Annotated in this window: 15 protein-coding genes; 10 read left to right on the top strand and 5 right to left on the bottom strand. The window is 63.5% G+C overall.

The window, feature by feature from the left end; genetic code table 11:
• Window positions 1-60 precede the first annotated feature (60 nt).
• From CHB99_RS00835 to groL, 5 genes are all read left to right on the top strand, one after another.
• Complete coding sequence (locus CHB99_RS00835; RefSeq protein WP_042122992.1) at window positions 61-1,068, top strand: DUF481 domain-containing protein; 1,008 nt, start codon at window positions 61-63, stop codon at window positions 1,066-1,068.
• An 88-nt stretch (window positions 1,069-1,156) separates the two neighbouring features.
• Window positions 1,157-1,888, top strand: coding sequence for a HugZ family pyridoxamine 5'-phosphate oxidase (locus tag CHB99_RS00840; RefSeq protein ID WP_042122993.1), 732 nt, complete (start codon window positions 1,157-1,159; stop codon window positions 1,886-1,888).
• A 63-nt stretch (window positions 1,889-1,951) separates the two neighbouring features.
• Complete coding sequence (locus CHB99_RS00845) at window positions 1,952-2,422, top strand: FxsA family protein (RefSeq protein ID WP_042122994.1); 471 nt, start codon at window positions 1,952-1,954, stop codon at window positions 2,420-2,422.
• A gap of 255 nt (window positions 2,423-2,677) precedes the next feature.
• Entirely contained in the window at window positions 2,678-2,971 is a 294-nt protein-coding gene (locus CHB99_RS00850) for a co-chaperone GroES (RefSeq protein WP_042122995.1), read from the top strand.
• 47 nt (window positions 2,972-3,018) lie between these two features.
• The gene (gene groL / locus CHB99_RS00855) at window positions 3,019-4,662 is read left to right on the top strand and encodes a chaperonin GroEL (RefSeq protein ID WP_042122996.1); all 1,644 of its coding nucleotides are present in this window, start codon (window positions 3,019-3,021) and stop codon (window positions 4,660-4,662) included.
• Between the two features lie 100 nt (window positions 4,663-4,762).
• Here groL and CHB99_RS00860 read toward each other — a convergent pair whose 3' ends face one another.
• The gene (locus CHB99_RS00860) at window positions 4,763-5,509 is read right to left on the bottom strand and encodes a phosphatase PAP2 family protein (protein WP_042122997.1); all 747 of its coding nucleotides are present in this window, start codon (window positions 5,507-5,509) and stop codon (window positions 4,763-4,765) included.
• 173 nt (window positions 5,510-5,682) lie between these two features.
• On the opposite strand from CHB99_RS00860, the gene colR reads away from it, so the two are divergent.
• From colR to CHB99_RS00885, 5 genes are all read left to right on the top strand, one after another.
• The gene (colR, locus tag CHB99_RS00865) at window positions 5,683-6,366 is read left to right on the top strand and encodes a two-component system response regulator ColR (protein ID WP_009395556.1); all 684 of its coding nucleotides are present in this window, start codon (window positions 5,683-5,685) and stop codon (window positions 6,364-6,366) included.
• Window positions 6,356-7,648: a sensor histidine kinase gene (locus CHB99_RS00870; protein ID WP_042122998.1), complete on the top strand. Its 1,293-nt coding sequence runs from the start codon at window positions 6,356-6,358 to the stop codon at window positions 7,646-7,648. Before colR ends, CHB99_RS00870 begins: the two co-directional genes overlap by 11 nt.
• A 129-nt stretch (window positions 7,649-7,777) precedes the next feature.
• A complete protein-coding gene (locus CHB99_RS00875) occupies window positions 7,778-8,458 on the top strand; it encodes a class I SAM-dependent methyltransferase (protein WP_042122999.1) in 681 nt (226 codons plus the stop codon).
• Between the two features lie 5 nt (window positions 8,459-8,463).
• Entirely contained in the window at window positions 8,464-9,165 is a 702-nt protein-coding gene (locus tag CHB99_RS00880) for a lipopolysaccharide kinase InaA family protein (RefSeq protein WP_042123000.1), read from the top strand.
• Window positions 9,165-9,383, top strand: a complete 219-nt coding sequence (locus CHB99_RS00885; protein ID WP_042123001.1) for a hypothetical protein — start codon at window positions 9,165-9,167, stop codon at window positions 9,381-9,383. The genes CHB99_RS00880 and CHB99_RS00885 overlap by 1 nt, the downstream gene beginning before the upstream one ends.
• A 70-nt stretch (window positions 9,384-9,453) precedes the next feature.
• On the opposite strand, the gene CHB99_RS00890 is transcribed toward CHB99_RS00885, so the two are convergent.
• The 4 genes from CHB99_RS00890 to CHB99_RS00905 form a co-directional block, all read right to left on the bottom strand.
• A complete protein-coding gene (locus CHB99_RS00890) occupies window positions 9,454-12,504 on the bottom strand; it encodes a multidrug efflux RND transporter permease subunit (protein WP_042123002.1) in 3,051 nt (1,016 codons plus the stop codon).
• A gap of 13 nt (window positions 12,505-12,517) precedes the next feature.
• Window positions 12,518-13,678 carry an efflux RND transporter periplasmic adaptor subunit gene (locus CHB99_RS00895; RefSeq protein WP_042123023.1) on the bottom strand — a complete coding sequence of 387 codons (1,161 nt, stop codon included), beginning with the start codon at window positions 13,676-13,678 and terminating at the stop codon, window positions 12,518-12,520.
• Window positions 13,679-13,746: 68 nt separating this feature from the next.
• A complete protein-coding gene (locus CHB99_RS00900; RefSeq protein ID WP_042123003.1) occupies window positions 13,747-14,844 on the bottom strand; it encodes a DUF1513 domain-containing protein in 1,098 nt (365 codons plus the stop codon).
• Between the two features lie 2 nt (window positions 14,845-14,846).
• A complete protein-coding gene (locus tag CHB99_RS00905; RefSeq protein ID WP_042123004.1) occupies window positions 14,847-15,911 on the bottom strand; it encodes an imelysin family protein in 1,065 nt (354 codons plus the stop codon).
• Window positions 15,912-15,926: the final 15 nt, after the last annotated feature.

Below are 15,926 nucleotides of genomic sequence, written 5' to 3' on the forward strand. Positions count from 1 at the left end.
GGCGCTGGGCATCCGGATAATGCCCGACTTTTTTCGCGAACCTGAATGTCTGTATTGCCTATGTATTCTAGAACCCTGTTGTGCCTTGCAATGGTCGGCGTGTGCGCGCCGGCTCTCGCCGATACCGTGTGGATGAAGAACGGTGACCGCCTGAGCGGCAAGATCAAGGTGTTCGACGGCGGCAAGCTGTTGCTCGAAACTCCTTATGGCGGCTCGATCGCGCTGGACTGGAAGCAGGTCAAGACCCTGGAAAGCGACCAGGAACTGCTGGTCAAGCAGGACGAATACAGCGGCGAGCGGGCCAAGTCGCTGCAGGCCGCCGACCAGGGCAAGGTCACGCTGGCCAATGGCGAGACGCCGAAAACCGTCGAACTGGCGAGCATCCAGCAGATCATGAAGCCCAAACCGGTGGTCGAGGACCTGATCTGGAAGGGCAATGTCGACCTGGCCCTGGATTACAAGCGCGCCGAGACCGACACCGACGACTACGACATCGATTTCAAGACCACCGCGCGTCACGGTCGCTGGCGGCACAATGCCGAGGGCGAGTACAACCGCGACAGCAAGGACGATGTCACCACCACCAACAACTGGAGCGCCGAATACGCCCTGGACCGCTTCATCACCGAAAAGTGGTTCTGGCAGGGGCGCCTGGAATACAAGCGTGACCATGTCGAGGACCTGGCCCGCCAGCGCACCGTGGGTACTGGCCCGGGCTACCAGTTCTGGGATGACGAACTGGGTGCGTTCTCCCTCGGGTCGCTGCTCAACCGCACCGACTACGAGTACGCCGATGGCGGCAAGGACAACTTCTATTCCGTCGGCATGAAGTGGAACTACAACCGCTTCCTGATCGGCAAGAGCGTCGAGCTGTTCACCAACGGCGAAGTCGGCAAGCCGCTGGGCAATGTCGCCGACTACAGCCTGGATGCCGAGGTCGGCCTGCGCTACAAGGTCACCGAATGGGCCTCGCTCAACCTCAAGGCGGAGAAGGACATCATCAGCGGCACCAACGACAGCGACCTGGACAAGACCCGCTATACCGCCGGCTTTGGCGTGACCTGGTAAGTCCTCCTTGGCAGCGGCGGGTGATGATGATTAGCTTATCGCCATCACCGCCCGCGCCGGGCGGTCCGTCCCACTCAGGAGTCCAGACGTGAGCGCCAACGTTGCCAGGCCAGCCCGAGAGCTGCTGCTCAAGGAGTACCGCGGGGTACTCTCGACCCATTCCAAGTCGATGCCCGGTTTTCCTTTCGGTTCCGTGGTGCCGTACTGCCTGGATGCCGATGGCAATCCGCTGATCCTGATCAGCCGCATCGCCCAGCACACCCACAATCTGCAGAAGGATCCGAAGTGCTCGCTGCTGGTGGGTGAGCGTGGTGCCGAGGATGTCCAGGCGGTGGGGCGCCTGACCGTGCTGGCCGAGGCCCGCAAGCTGGAAGACGCTGCGGCCGTCGAGGCCGCCGCCGAGCGCTACTACCGTTACTTCCCTGATTCGCGCAATTACCACAGCGCCCACGATTTCGATTTCTGGGTACTGCAGCCGGTGCGCCATCGTTACATCGGCGGCTTTGGCGCGATCCACTGGATCGACCAGTTGAGCCTGGCCAATCCCTTCGCCGGCAAGGCGGAGGCGAGCATGATCGAACACATGAACAGCGATCATGCCAAGGCCATCGCCCATTACGTCGCACTGACCGGTCTGCCGGATGCGGTGCCGGCGCAACTGGCCGGGATCGACAGCGAGGGCATGCACCTGCGCATCGGCCAGGCGTTGTACTGGCTGGCCTTTCCCGAGCCCTGCAATACTCCGACACAAATACGTGAGGCCTTGGTTTTGCTGGCTCACGCCGAGCAATGGCCGCAACCGCAGGTCGCCGAGGCTTGAAATTGCGAGTCGAAGTTACCATTTGAGGTCTATTGGAAGATGTCTTCCGCTGAGGAAACCTCGATGCGTGCTTTTCTACTGCTGTTTCTGATTTTCCCGATTCTGGAGCTGTACGCCTTTTTCAAGGTGAGCAGCGCCATCGGCTTCTTTCCCGCGCTGCTGCTGATCTTCGCCGGCTCCGCTCTGGGTCTGCTGGTGGTGCGGGTGGCCGGCCTGGCCACCGCCCTGCGTACCCGTGACAGCCTGCAACGCGGCGAGATGCCGGCGGAGGACATGTTTCACGGCCTGATGCTGGCACTGGGTGGTGGCTTGTTGCTGATCCCCGGATTCATCAGTGATGTGTTCGGTCTGATCCTGCTGCTGCCGTTCGTCCGTCGTCTGCTTGGGCGCAAGCTGCGCCAGCGGGCCGAGGCCCAGGCGATGCGCCAGCGCGCGTTCGCCGAGGATCCGTTCAACGCCCAGCCGGGCGGACCAGGGCGTACGCCGCGGCAGCCGAATGTGATCGAGGGTGAATACGAGCACCGCGACTCCTGAAACTCACGTGTATGAAAAACGGCCTTTCGTGGGCCGTTTTTCATTCTTGCGGACTCATTTCAAAAAAATTCATTTGCGAGCCTTGTAATCGCCAAGGCCGCCCCTATGTATGGGTCACCGCAAGGTTTCTGGGCATCCGCACCAGACATGAACACGCGTGGCCCGCTCCGCGAGTCACGACCGGCAACGCCGGACAGCATCCACCCGCCGGTACCGAAACCGGCCGATGAAAACCACAATCAGGAGAGATCGACAATGAAGCTTCGTCCTCTGCATGACCGCGTCGTTATCCGCCGCAGCGAAGAAGAATCGAAAACCGCTGGCGGTATCGTTCTGCCAGGCTCGGCCACCGAGAAGCCAAACCGTGGCGAAGTCGTCGCCGTTGGCGCCGGTCGCATCCTGGACAACGGTGAAGTGCGCGCGCTGGCCGTGAAAGTGGGTGACAAAGTGGTTTTCGGCCCTTACTCGGGCAGCAACACTGTGAAAGTTGACGGCGAAGACCTGCTGGTAATGAGCGAGAACGAAATCCTCGCCGTTGTCGAAGCTTGATTCCGCTGGTTTCCCGTTACTCCAAAGTATTCAAGGATTAAACGATCATGGCTGCTAAAGACGTAAAATTCGGCGATTCCGCCCGCAAGAAAATGCTCATTGGTGTCAACGTACTGGCTGACGCGGTAAAAGCGACCCTGGGCCCGAAAGGCCGCAACGTGGTCCTGGCCAAGAGCTTCGGCGCTCCGACCATCACCAAGGACGGCGTTTCCGTCGCCAAAGAGATCGAGCTCAAAGACGCCTTCGAGAACATGGGCGCCCAGCTGCTGAAAGACGTTGCCTCCAAGGCCAACGACGAAGCCGGTGACGGCACCACCACCGCTACCGTTCTGGCCCAGGCCATCGTCAGCGAAGGTCTGAAATCGGTTGCCGCCGGCATGAACCCGATGGACCTGAAGCGCGGCATCGACAAGGCGACCATCGCCATCGTCAAGGAACTGAAAGCCCTGTCCAAGCCATGCGCCGACTCCAAGGCCATCGCTCAGGTAGGCACCATCTCCGCCAACTCCGACAACTCCATCGGCGACATCATTGCCGAAGCCATGGAAAAAGTCGGTAAAGAAGGCGTGATCACCGTCGAAGAAGGCTCGGGCCTGGAAAACGAACTGTCCGTCGTCGAAGGCATGCAGTTCGACCGTGGCTACCTGTCCCCTTACTTCGTCAACAAGCCGGACACCATGGTTGCCGAGCTGGAAGGCCCGCTGCTGCTGCTGGTCGACAAGAAGATCTCCAACATCCGCGAACTGCTGCCAGTTCTGGAAGCCGTTGCCAAAGCCGGCCGTCCGCTGCTGATCGTGGCTGAAGACGTCGAAGGCGAAGCCCTGGCTACCCTGGTCGTCAACAACATGCGTGGCATCGTCAAGGTTGCCGCGGTCAAGGCACCTGGCTTCGGCGACCGCCGCAAGGCCATGCTGCAGGACATCGCCGTCCTGACCGGCGGTACCGTGATCTCCGAAGAAATCGGCCTGAGCCTGGAATCGGCTACCCTGGAGCACCTGGGCAACGCCAAGCGCGTCACCCTGTCCAAGGAAAACACCACCATCATCGATGGCGCCGGTGCCGAGTCCGACATCGAAGCACGCGTCAAGCAGATCCGTGCCCAGATCGAAGAAACTTCCTCCGACTACGACCGTGAAAAACTGCAAGAGCGTCTGGCCAAGCTGGCTGGCGGTGTTGCCGTGATCAAGGTCGGTGCCGGCACCGAAGTTGAAATGAAAGAGAAGAAAGCCCGCGTTGAAGACGCCCTGCACGCTACCCGCGCAGCCGTCGAAGAAGGCGTGGTGCCTGGCGGTGGCGTGGCCCTGGTTCGCTCCCTGCAGGCCATCGCTGACCTGCGTGGCGACAACGAAGACCAGAACGTCGGTATCGCGCTGCTGCGTCGCGCTGTCGAAGCGCCACTGCGCCAGATCGTCGCCAACGCCGGCGACGAGCCAAGCGTTGTCGTTGACAAGGTCAAGCAAGGTTCGGGCAACTTCGGTTACAACGCTGCTACCGGCGAGTACGGCGACATGATCGAAATGGGCATCCTGGACCCAGCCAAGGTAACTCGTTCGGCGCTGCAAGCAGCCGCTTCGATCGGCGGTCTGATGATCACCACCGAAGCCATGGTTGCCGACCTGCCGGAAGACAAGCCAGCCATGCCTGACATGGGCGGCATGGGCGGTATGGGTGGCATGGGCGGCATGATGTAAGCCAGCCTCACCCCGCTGCAAAAAAGAGCCCCGCTGATGCGGGGCTTTTTTATGCCTGGGAGAAAGGGGGCACCTGGTTCGGGGCGCAGGCATGCGGCGCTCAGCCCGCCTGCGCGACCTTGCTGGCCGAGGCCTCGTCAACCGGCGCCCGGCGGCGATACAGCACCAGGTAATAGCAGCCCAGCGCGATCAGCCAGCAGAACACCGCGGTCCACACGTTGTGCGAGAAGAAGTGCGCGCCTTGCAGCATGCGCCCGACGGAGAACACCGTGCCCAGGGCAAAGGCGAACATCAGGGCGGCCCTGGCCAGGCGCGGGCGACGATCGCGCAGGACGAAGAACAGGGCGAACAGGGTGAAGCCGGTGGCGGCATGCCCGCCGGGCCAGCAACGCCCGGGCTTGTCGGTCTGCGGACGGGCTTCCAGCAGCTTGCTGTAGGTTTCCTTGCCGCCGAATTCACTGAGGCTCCAGGGGCACTGCACCGCGGTCACCGTTTTCAGCGGGGTGACGAAGCCAGTGGACAGGCCCATTGCCAGCACCAGGCAGCCCAGCTCACGCCGGATCGGCTTGAGCCGTTGCACGACGAAGCTGGCGAGCAGGCCGATGATCGCGAACACGCTGAAGGCGATGACCACCTGTTTGGCCCGGTCGTGCAGGATGTCTTCGAGGAAATAGCTGTGGCGACCGATGAACTGGCCGGCGCTGTGATCGAAGGCCAGACTGGCCAGGGTCATGTCGAGGTCGGTGAGCTCCAGCAGGATCAGGACCACGGCGGTGAGCAGTGGGATGCCCAGGACAATCCACGGATTGAGCGGGCGGGAGGGGCGAAAATCGTTGGCTTCAGGCATGGGTGATCCTGGTTGGACGGAAGACAACCGGCGATTCTCCACGTCGACGCATGGGCCGTTCGTGAATCCGTCGTGAAAAAAACGTCAGGTGACAATATCGTCCGGATGGCCTAGCGGCTTGGCTACTATGACCGTAAGCTGCGCCAGCCAAAGCAAGCAGACGAGAGGAAGCCATGCGCATTCTACTGGTTGAAGACAACCGCGATATCCTGGCCAACCTGGCCGATTACCTGGGGCTCAAGGGTTACACCGTCGATTGTGCCCAGGACGGTCTGTCCGGCCTGCACCTGGCCGCTACCGAGCACTACGACCTGATCGTGCTCGATATCATGCTGCCCGGCATCGATGGCTACACCCTGTGCAAGCGCCTGCGCGAAGACGCCCGTCGCGACACCCCGGTGATCATGCTCACCGCTCGCGACCAGCTCGACGATCGTCTGCAGGGCTTCCGTTCCGGCGCCGACGATTACCTGCTCAAGCCGTTCGCGCTGTCCGAACTGGCCGCCCGCATCGAGGCGGTACTGCGGCGTGCCCAGGGCGGCGGTCGGCGCAGCCTGCAAGTGGGCGACCTGAGCTACGACCTCGACACCCTCGAAGTGACCCGCCAGGGGCGCCTGCTCAAGCTCAACCCGGTCGGCCTGAAACTGCTGGCGGTACTGATGCAGAAAAGCCCCCATGTATTGCGTCGCGAAGTGCTGGAGGATGCACTGTGGGGCGATGACTGCCCGGACAGCGACAGCCTGCGCAGCCATGTGCACCAGTTGCGCCAGGTGATCGACAAGCCGTTCGACAAGCCGCTGCTGCACACCGTGCACGGCGTTGGCTATCGCCTGGCCGAGGGCCGTGATGGAGTTTAAGCAAAGCCTCGCGCAACGGATCATCATCGCCTTTGCGCTGATGAGCACGCTGGTGGCGGGTGCCTTCGCCATCGGCATCGTCTCCACGGTCCACCTGGTGGAAGAACGCTTGATTTCCTCGGTGCTGGGCGGCGATCTGCAGCGCCTGTTGCTGATGGACAGCGTCAGCGAGTGGAGTCACCGACCGCGGCCCGACCAGTTGTTCTACTACAGTGGCGGGCGCGATGATTTCGCCCTGCCATCCGACCTCAGGCACCTCAATCCCGGTTTTCATGAAGTGTTCCGCGAGCACCTGTCGTACCACGCCATGGTCGAGGTGGTGGATGGCCGGCGCTATGTGCTGTTGCAGGACCAGAGCGATTTCGAAGAACGCGAGCGGGTGCTCTTCGCCGTGGTGGTGGTGGGCTTCGTGCTCAGCCTGGCGCTTGCGGTACTTCTTGGCTGGGTTCTCGCACGGCGGGTGATGGCGCCGGTGATCCGCCTGGCCCGCCAGGTGCGTCACCGCGACCAGTTGCTCGGCCTGGCGCCGCCGCTGGCCCCGGATTACGCCGCCGACGAGGTCGGTCAACTGGCCGTGGCGTTCGATGCCACCCTGGGCCGCCTGCGTGACGCGCTGAACCGCGAGCGCCTGTTCACCAGCGACGTCAGCCACGAATTGCGCACGCCATTGATGGTCCTCGCCAGCTCCTGCGAGCTGCTGCTGGAATACCCGGGTATCGAAGGGCGCGCCCGCGCCCAGGTGGAGCGTATCGCCCGGGCCACCGAGGAAATGCGCGAGCTGGTCAAGACCTTCCTCATGCTGGCCCGGGCCCAGCGCGACGAGGGCGCGGTGGCCTCGCGGACCACGCTGCGGGAGGTCGCCGACGAGCTGATCGGCGTCTGGCGCGACACCATCGAGCAGAAAGGCCTGAAACTCAGCCTGGTGGTCAACCAGGCTTCCTCGACGCTGTACAACGCGACCTTCCTGCAGTCGGTGATGGGCAATCTGTTGCGCAATGCGGCCCACTACACCGATCACGGTTTCATCCGCCTCACCCTGGAGGCCGACAGCTTCATCGTCGAGGACAGCGGGGTGGGCATTCCCGAGGAGCAGCGCGAGGCGATGTTCCAGCCGTTCGTCCGCGGCGGCGAGAAGCGCGGTGAAGGATTGGGACTTGGTCTCTCGCTGGTCCAGCGCATCTGCGACGACCAGGGCTGGGTCGTCAGCCTCAGCGAAACCCAGCCCCACGGCTGCCGCTTCCATGTCAGCCTGGGCGACAAAGGCGTGTCGCCGGACCTCTGAGTCCGTCGGCAGGCCTTGTAATACTTTGTAAAGGCTCGCCTTTTGGCTGACATTTTTTTCACGCAGGCATGACCTGACGACAACGTTGCGCCACGTAACTTGGCGCTCATTGCAGTCAGGAGATGCCTCATGTCCAGTCCTACCAAACTCGAATTTTCCGAAAAATACGACCGGCAGCACGCCCAGCAGTATTTCGAGAAGCATCACGCCAGTCTCGCCCGGCGGCTGTCGCACCAGCGCGACGAGCAACTGGCCCGTCGCGCCTTGACCCTCGCCGGCGAGCCTGGGCTGGTGCTGGATCTGCCTTCCGGTGCCGGGCGTTTCTGGCCATTGCTGGCGGAAAAACCCAATCGGGTGATCATTGGCGCGGACAACTCCGCCGCCATGCTGGAAACCGCCTGCCGCTCGCAGCCTGCGGAGATCGTGAAACGGGTACGTCCCTTGCAAACTTCTGCATTTGATATCAATTTGCCCGACAATGCGGTCGACAGCATTTTCTGCATGCGCCTTTTTCACCATATCGGTGAAGCGCCTCACAGGATGCAGATTCTCAGGGAATTTCAAAGGGTTACGCGTGATAGCGTGATTCTTTCCCTGTGGGTGGATGGAAATTTCAAAGCATGGCGACGGAAAAAGCTCGAAGATCGACGCATTGCCCGGGGTGAAACCGGGGGTTACCAGAATCGCTTTGTGTTACCGGCTGCTACGGTCGAGGCGGAGTTCAAGGCCGCGGGCTTCCGGATTCAGGAACGAATGGACTTCCTGCCGCTCTATGCGATGTGGCGAGTCTATGTACTGCGAAAAGGTTGAAGACTATGGATGTGGCAAGCGCGGCCGGTACTGATCGGTTCGACTATTTCTGGCGGCAGCAGGGCGAGTGGGTGGAAGAACCCAACCAGCGCCGCGGTGGTGAAAGCGGCGTGCAGCGCCTGCGCGACGACCGTGGACACCTGCTTTATGCCAAGCGCCAGGTCGGCCATATCTACCGCAGTTTGCTGCATCCCTTCGGGCGCCCCACCGTATTGCGTGAATATGAGGCGCTGCACAGTTTCGAACAGCTGGGCGTGCGGGTGCCGGCCATCGTGTATTGCGGCGTCGAGCGTGACGCCGACCGTCAATGGCGGGCACTGCTGGTCAGCGAAGCGCTGGAGGGTTTCGAGGAAATCGACAGCTGGTACGCCGGGGGCGGTCGCGAGCGTCATGGCGAGGCCTTGCACGACCGAGTGCTCGAAGACCTGGCGCGCAACCTGGCGCGCATGCACCTGGGGCATTGGCAACATGGCTGCCTGTACGCCAAGCATGTCTTCGTCAAGGTCGTGGGCACGGGTGACGAGGCCCGGGCCGAAGTGGCGTTGCTGGACCTGGAGAAATGCCGTCGGCGTATCAGTCGGCACAAGGCTGCCGTCAACGACTTGCGGCAGTTGCGCCGCCATTCGTCGTTCAGCGACGCCGACTGGGAAAAGCTGCTCTACTTTTACCGTATGGCGTTTGGCAGCGCAGTCAAAGGTTTAGAGTAATGAATCTAGAAATAGCTCGAACCCTGTTTCTCCTGGCTGCCCTGGCCACCGCGACCGCCGCAGCTGCCGCCTGGGAAGAGCCACGCCCCGGCGTGATCAGTGCATCGAGCCACTGTCCGCTGCCGCGGGTGGTGAAACCGCAGGTCGACGTGAAGCCCGACCACGACCTGCTGCTGTTTCTATTCGGTATGAGCCAAGGGCTGCGCGCCCAGGGCTGAACAGGGTGAGTTGCAAGCGAGAAGGCCCCGTCCATGGATGGGGCCTTTTGCTGTGTCCGTCCCAAGGGCATCAAGCAGTGGACTGCTCGGCCGTGCCGACTTCATCCCTGCGCGCCAGCAAGGTATACACACAGGGCAACACGAACAGCGTGAACAGCGTCCCCACCGACATCCCCGTGGCGATCACCGTGCCGATATCGAAGCGGCTCACCGCCCCCGCGCCGGTGGCGATGATCAGCGGCACCATGCCGAAGACCATCGCCGCGGTGGTCATCAACACCGGCCGCAGGCGAATCGCCGCGGCCTCCTCGATCGCCTCGCGCACCGACAGCCCCTTCTGTTCACGCAACTGGTTGGCGAACTCGACGATCAGAATGCCGTGCTTGCTGATCAGGCCGATCAGCGTCACCAGGCCGACCTGGGTGTAGATGTTCAGGCTCGACAGGCCGAGGAACAGCGGAATCAGGGCGCCACAGATCGACATCGGCACCGTCACCAGAATCACCAGCGGGTCGCGGAAGCTTTCGAACTGCGCCGCCAGGACCAGGAAGATGATGGCCAGGGCCAGGCCGAAGGTCACCCACAGCGCGCTGCCTTCCTGTACGTACTGGCGTGCTGCGCCACCGTAGTCGAAGGCGAAGCCGGCCGGCGCTTCCTGCTGGGCGATGCTCTTCACCGTGTCCAGCGCTTCGCCCATGCTGACCACCGGGAAGCCCGAGATGATCGCCGAGTTGAGTTGCTGGAACTGGTTGAGCTGGCGCGGGCGGGCGCGGTCGCTGACCTTGATCAGGGTCGACAGCGGCAGCATCTGCCCGTCCTGGTTCTTCACGTAGTAGTTGTTCAGCCAGTCCGGGTTGTCGCGGTAGGCCCGTTCGACCTGGGCGATGACCTTGTAGCTGCGTCCGTCGATGGTGAAGCGGTTGATCTCGGCCTCGCCCAGCAGGGTCGCCAGGGTGCTGCCGAGCACGTCCATGGACACGCCCATCTGCGCGGCCTTGGCGCGGTCGATGTCGACCACCACTTCCGGCTTGTCGAAGGCCAGGTCGATATCGAGGAAGGCGAACTTGCCCGAGGCTTCGGCGCGCTCCTTGACCCGTTGGGCGACGTCCAGCAGCGACTCGTAGTCGTTCGGCGTGTTGATCACGAAGGCAAACGGCAGGCCCTCGCCGGTCCCCGGCAGCGACGGCAGGTTGAAGCCGAAGATCTGCAGGCCGGCGATGCCGTTGAGCCTGGCCTGGACCTCCGGCAGCAGCGTCATCTGGGTACGCCCGCGGTCACCCCAGGGCTTGAGCAGGAAACCGCCGATGCCCGACTGCACGCCGTTGAAGCCGTTGATCTGGAACGATGAGTAGTACTCCGGGAACTCCTTGAAGATCTGCGTGAATTCGTCGGTGTAGGCGTTGAGGTAATCGAGGTTGGCCGGTTGCGGTGCGGTGGCCATCATGAAGATCACGCCCTGGTCTTCGTCCGGGGCCAGTTCCGACGTGCTGAACTTGAGGAACACCGGAATCAGGCAGAGCACGATGAGGCCGAACACGATCACCACCGGCCGGGTATCCAGGGTGGCATGCAGGAGCTTCTGGTAGCGCTGCTTGAGGCGTTCGAAGATCAGGTCGAGGCGATGGGCCAGACCACTGGGGTTTTCCTCGTGGCGCAGCAGGGTGGCGCACATCATCGGCGACAGGGTCAGGGCGACGATGCCGGAGATGATCACCGCGCCGGCCAGGGTCAGGGCGAATTCCTTGAACAGCGCCCCGGTGAGGCCTTCGAGGAAACCGATCGGCGCGTACACCGCGGCCAGGGTGATGGTCATCGACACCACCGGCATGGCGATCTCCCGCGCGCCTTCCAGCGCGGCGTCGAACGGCGTCTTGCCCTCCTCGATATGGCGGTGGATGTTCTCCACCACGACGATGGCGTCGTCCACCACCAGGCCGATGGCCAGGACCATCGCCAGCAGGGTCAGCAGGTTCAGCGAGTAGCCCATCAACTGCATGAAGAACAGCACGCCGATCATCGACAGGGGAATGGTGATCACCGGGATCAGCACCGAGCGCAAGGCGCCGAGGAACAGGAAGACCACGACGATGACGATCAGCACCGCCTCGACCAGGGTCTTCACCACCTCGTCGATGGAGGCCTGGATGAACAGGGTGGCGTCGTAGGCGATGGAGGCCTTGAGGTTGGGCGGCAACTGGCCTTCCAGTTCAGGCATCAGCTTGCGCACTTCCTTGATCACGTCCAGCGGGTTGGCCCCCGGGGTGGCCTTGATGCCGATGTACACCGAGGGCGTGCCATCGAAGGAACTGACCGTGTCGTAGTTCTCCGCGCCCATTTCCACCCGGGCCACGTCGCCGAGCAGGACCCGACTGGTGCCGCTGGTCTTGAGCGGGATATTGGCGAAGGCTTCGGCGGACTTCAGTTCGGTGCTGGCATTGATGCTGGTGACCACGTACTCGCCCTTCACCTCGCCGGCGGCGGAGAGGAAGTTGTAGCGGCGCACCGCGTCGGTTACGTCGCTGGCGCTGAGGCCGTAGCCGGCCAGGCGCACCGGATCGATCCACAGGCGCATGGCGAACACCTGGTTGCCGAGGATCTCCGCCTCGGCCATGCCCGGCAGGGTCGCCAGCTTGGGCTGGATCACCCGGGACAGGTAGTCGGTGATCTGCGGGTTGCTCAGTTCCTTGCTGTAGAAACTGATGTACATCAGCGCCGAGGCGTCGGCGGCCTCCTTGCTCAGCACCGGATCCTCGGCGTCCTGCGGCAGCTTGTTCTTGACCTCGTTGGCCTTGGCCAGCAGCTCGGTGAACAGGCGGTCGCTGTCCGAGCCGATGCGCGCGTAGATCGAAATCACCGAGAAGTTCTGGCGGCTGACCGAGGTCATGTAGTCGATGCCCTCGGCGCTGGCCAGGCTCTGTTGCATCGGCTGGGTGATGTAGCCCTGGATGGTCTCGGCGTTGGCCCCGGGATAGGCGGTGGTCACCGTGATCAGGGCGTTTTCCATCTGCGGGTACTGGCGGATGGGCAGTTTGCTCCAGGCCTGGAAGCCGAGCAGCACGATCAGCAGGCTGACCACGCTGGCCAGCACCGGACGGCGGATGAACGGATCGGTAAAAGCCATGCTGCCTCCTCCGTCAGTTGGCGCCGGTCTGGCTGTTGACGGGGGCTTGCAGGGTCTTGTCCGGGCTGACCGTGATGGCCGCGCCCTGGGTCAGCTTGAGCTGGCCGGCGGTGACCACGGTTTCGCCGGCCTCCAGGCCCTTGCTCACCACCACCAGGCCGTCACGGTGTTCGCCGGTGGTGACGAAGCGCCGTTCGGCGATCAGCGCCGGCTTGCCGTCTGCGTTCTTTTCCTCCTCGCCGTTCTCGCCGTTCTCGCCTTTCTTCGGCATGGCGACGTAGACCGAGTTGCCGTACAGGGTGTAGGTCACCGCGCTCTGCGGCACCACCACTTCGTCGCGCGGGTTGGGCAGCAGTACCTGGACGCTGGCGAACATCCCCGGCAGCAGCTTGCCGTCGGGATTGGCCAGGGTGGCGCGGACCAGCACGTTGCGGGTGGCGTCCTCGACCCTGGGGTTGATCGCGCTGATGCGCGCACTGAAGGTTTCGCCGGGGAAGGCGGCGACGCCGATCAGCACCTCCTGGTCGATGCCGAGTTTGGGCAGGCTCTGCTCCGCCACGGAGAAATCGACGTAGAGGCTGCTGAGGTCCTGCAGGGTGGCGATCACCGTGCCGCTGGGCAGGTACTCGCCGACATCCACCTGGCGGATGCCGATGGTGCCGCCGAACGGCGCGACGATGCTTTTCTTGGCCAGCGAGGCCTTGAGCTGATCGACCACGGCCCTGGTGCGGCGGAACTGCGAGGTCAGGCGGTCGTACTCACCTCTGGAGATGGCCTGGCTGCCGACCAGCTGGCTGCCGCGCCCGTAGTCCACTTCCGCCAGCTTGAGGTCCGCCAGCGCGGTGCCGAGCAGGGCGGTTTCGACCTGGCTGTCCAGTTCCAGCAGCGGCTGACCCTGTTTAACCTTCTGTCCCGACTCGAACAGCAGCCGGGTCACCGTGCCGTCGGTTTCCAGGCTCAGGTCGACGCCCTGCAGCGCCTTGAGCGTGCCCACCGCCGGCAGGCGGCTTTGCCAGGGCAAGGTACGGGCCTCGGTCGCCGCCACGCTGACCGGTGGCTTCGGTGCGGAGAACACCTGGATCTGCTGGTAGACGGAGAAGGCCTTGTAGCCCCCCAGCACGAGCACGATCAACAGCACGATGCCCAACATGATCAGCATGCGACGACGCAGCATGGTTTCCATTTCCCTGGAGTCGAATTGGCGAAGTCTAGTCCGTTTGCCCTACGCCTGGCGAAGACGCGTCAAACCAGATGCAGATGGTTGTCCCACAACCCCGACGGCAATTGCAGCGGCTGACCGATCAGCTCGTTCTGCCGGCAGTCATAGAGACGGCAGCGACCCTGTCCGGAGGTGACCACGAAACCGTCCGCCACCGCACCGACGCCGGCACAGTCCGGCATCGGCGCGTCGAGGCGCACGCTGGCGTCGTCGAGGTTCCAGATGAACAGACGGTTGGCCCGCGGCGCGGTCATGGCGACCAGGCGCAGTTCGCTGTGCACGGCGACGCTGGCGGTGTACTGGGCCATGGAATGCAACTGGTGCTCCGGCACCGGGAAGGCCTCGAACGGCTGTCCCGGGCGTTTGATCGCCAGCAGCTCGGCGGTTTCGTGGGCGTCGCCCATGAACTGCTGGCAGGCGATCACGGTGCCGTCGCTGGCGATCGCCAGGTGGCGCACGCTGTTCATCTGCTGGCCGAGGGTTTCCTTGCTGATCAGGCTGCCGTCGCGACGCATCAGGACCAGGCTCGGCTGCATGGCGTCGAGGTTCATTTCCACGCGGCTTTCCGCTTCGGTGCGAATGCCACCGTTGGCTACCACCAGGGTTTCCCCATCCGGCAGCCAGGACACCTGGTGCGGACCGATGCCGTGGGTCGACAACTCGCCGCTGTGCACCAGGCGCTCGCCCTCGAAGCGGTACACGCCGAGCACGCCGCGTCCCGGGTCGGTGGTGTCGTTCTCGGTGGCGTACAGCCAATCGCCACTCTGGTGGATCACCGCGTGGCCGTAGAAATGCCGGTTCGGCTGCGACACCAGGGTCTGCAGCAGGCGTCCGTCGCGCAGGTCGATCAGGTAGCTTTCGGTACCGGGGCGGCGGGCGACGAACAGGGCGATGGGCAGTTGTGGGTGATTGATGATGTCATGGCAACGCTGGGCGACCCGGGTGGCGAACACCTGGGTGCCGTCCAGGCGATAGCCGACCGCGTAATGCTGGCCGTCCGCGTCGTCGCGGGCGGAGAGCAGCAGTGGCGGCTGATCCTTTCGCCGCAGCAGGGTCCAGCCGCCCAGGGTCAGGGCGCTGAGCAGAACGCTACCGAGTTTCAGGGCCTGGCGTCGCAGCATGATCAGTCACCGTCGTTGGCGTTGAAGCCGAGCTGGATGTTCAGGGCCTTGGCCAGTTCGCCTTCGTGCAGGCGGTGCACCACGTTGAGGCTGTCGTAGATGGCGTTCAACTGCTGGCGACCGGCCTCGTCCTCGAGCAGTTCGCTCAATGGGCGCTGGTTGCTTTCAAGCAGTTTGCTGGCCTCGGCGTAGGCCGCGTCGATCTTGTCGGCCAGGGCTTTCTGCTCCTTGCCGAGCAGACCGCGCAGCCCCTGGTTGTCGACGCCGACCCAGACGGTCTGGGCCGCGGCGAGGCTGGCGGAGATGCTCTTCAACGACGACTGGCTGCGCCAGGCTTCGGCCTGCAGCGGTTGCGGGATGCCTTTGCTCATGCGGCCCATCGGCGTACCGAGCTTCTTCTTCAGGGTATCCAGGGCGGTGACCTGGGCGCGCAGCAGATCGGCAATGGCTTCGTGCGAATCGGCGTAGCGCTGGTTGGGGAACTTGGTCAACTGGGCGAGCATGCCGTCGGTGCTGTTCCAGTTCTTCAGGATGTCTTCGGCGAAGGTCTTCTGGTAGTCGGCGATGGCCACCAGCAGCGGGCAGTAGCGCGCCTTCTGCTCAGGATTGGTGGCGTCCGGCTTGCTGTCGAAGAGGATGTATTCGTAGGCGGACAGGCCGCGCACCACCACGCTGGACTTGGCCACCGCATCGGCGTCCACCGGCTTGTCGCCGCTGACCAGTTGCTCGACCTGACGGCCGACCAGGTTCTTCTTGTCCGGCCAGAACTGTACCTGCCAGGCGCGGTTGCCCTCGGCCAGCGGGCCGATCAGCAGCGGTTGCAGTTCGGCCCAGGCTTTCTGCGCATGGAGGAAGTCGGCGCGGGCGGTTTCCAGGCTGGCCTTGCCTTCGCAGTAGGCCAGGGCGCTGACGGCCAGCTGGCGGTCGGCTTCGACCCAGCGGCTGTAGGTCGGCATGATCACCTGCTTGGCGATGGCGGCGGAGGTCACCGCCTGCGGGTCCTGCGGCGAGCACGCGCCCAGGGCGAGGGCGGCGAGGCTGGTGAACAACAGCTTGGGACGGAACATGTCCGGCTCCTTCTC

The sequence above is a fragment of the Pseudomonas japonica genome, assembly GCF_900188455.1.
Classification (GTDB): domain Bacteria; phylum Pseudomonadota; class Gammaproteobacteria; order Pseudomonadales; family Pseudomonadaceae; genus Aquipseudomonas; species Aquipseudomonas japonica.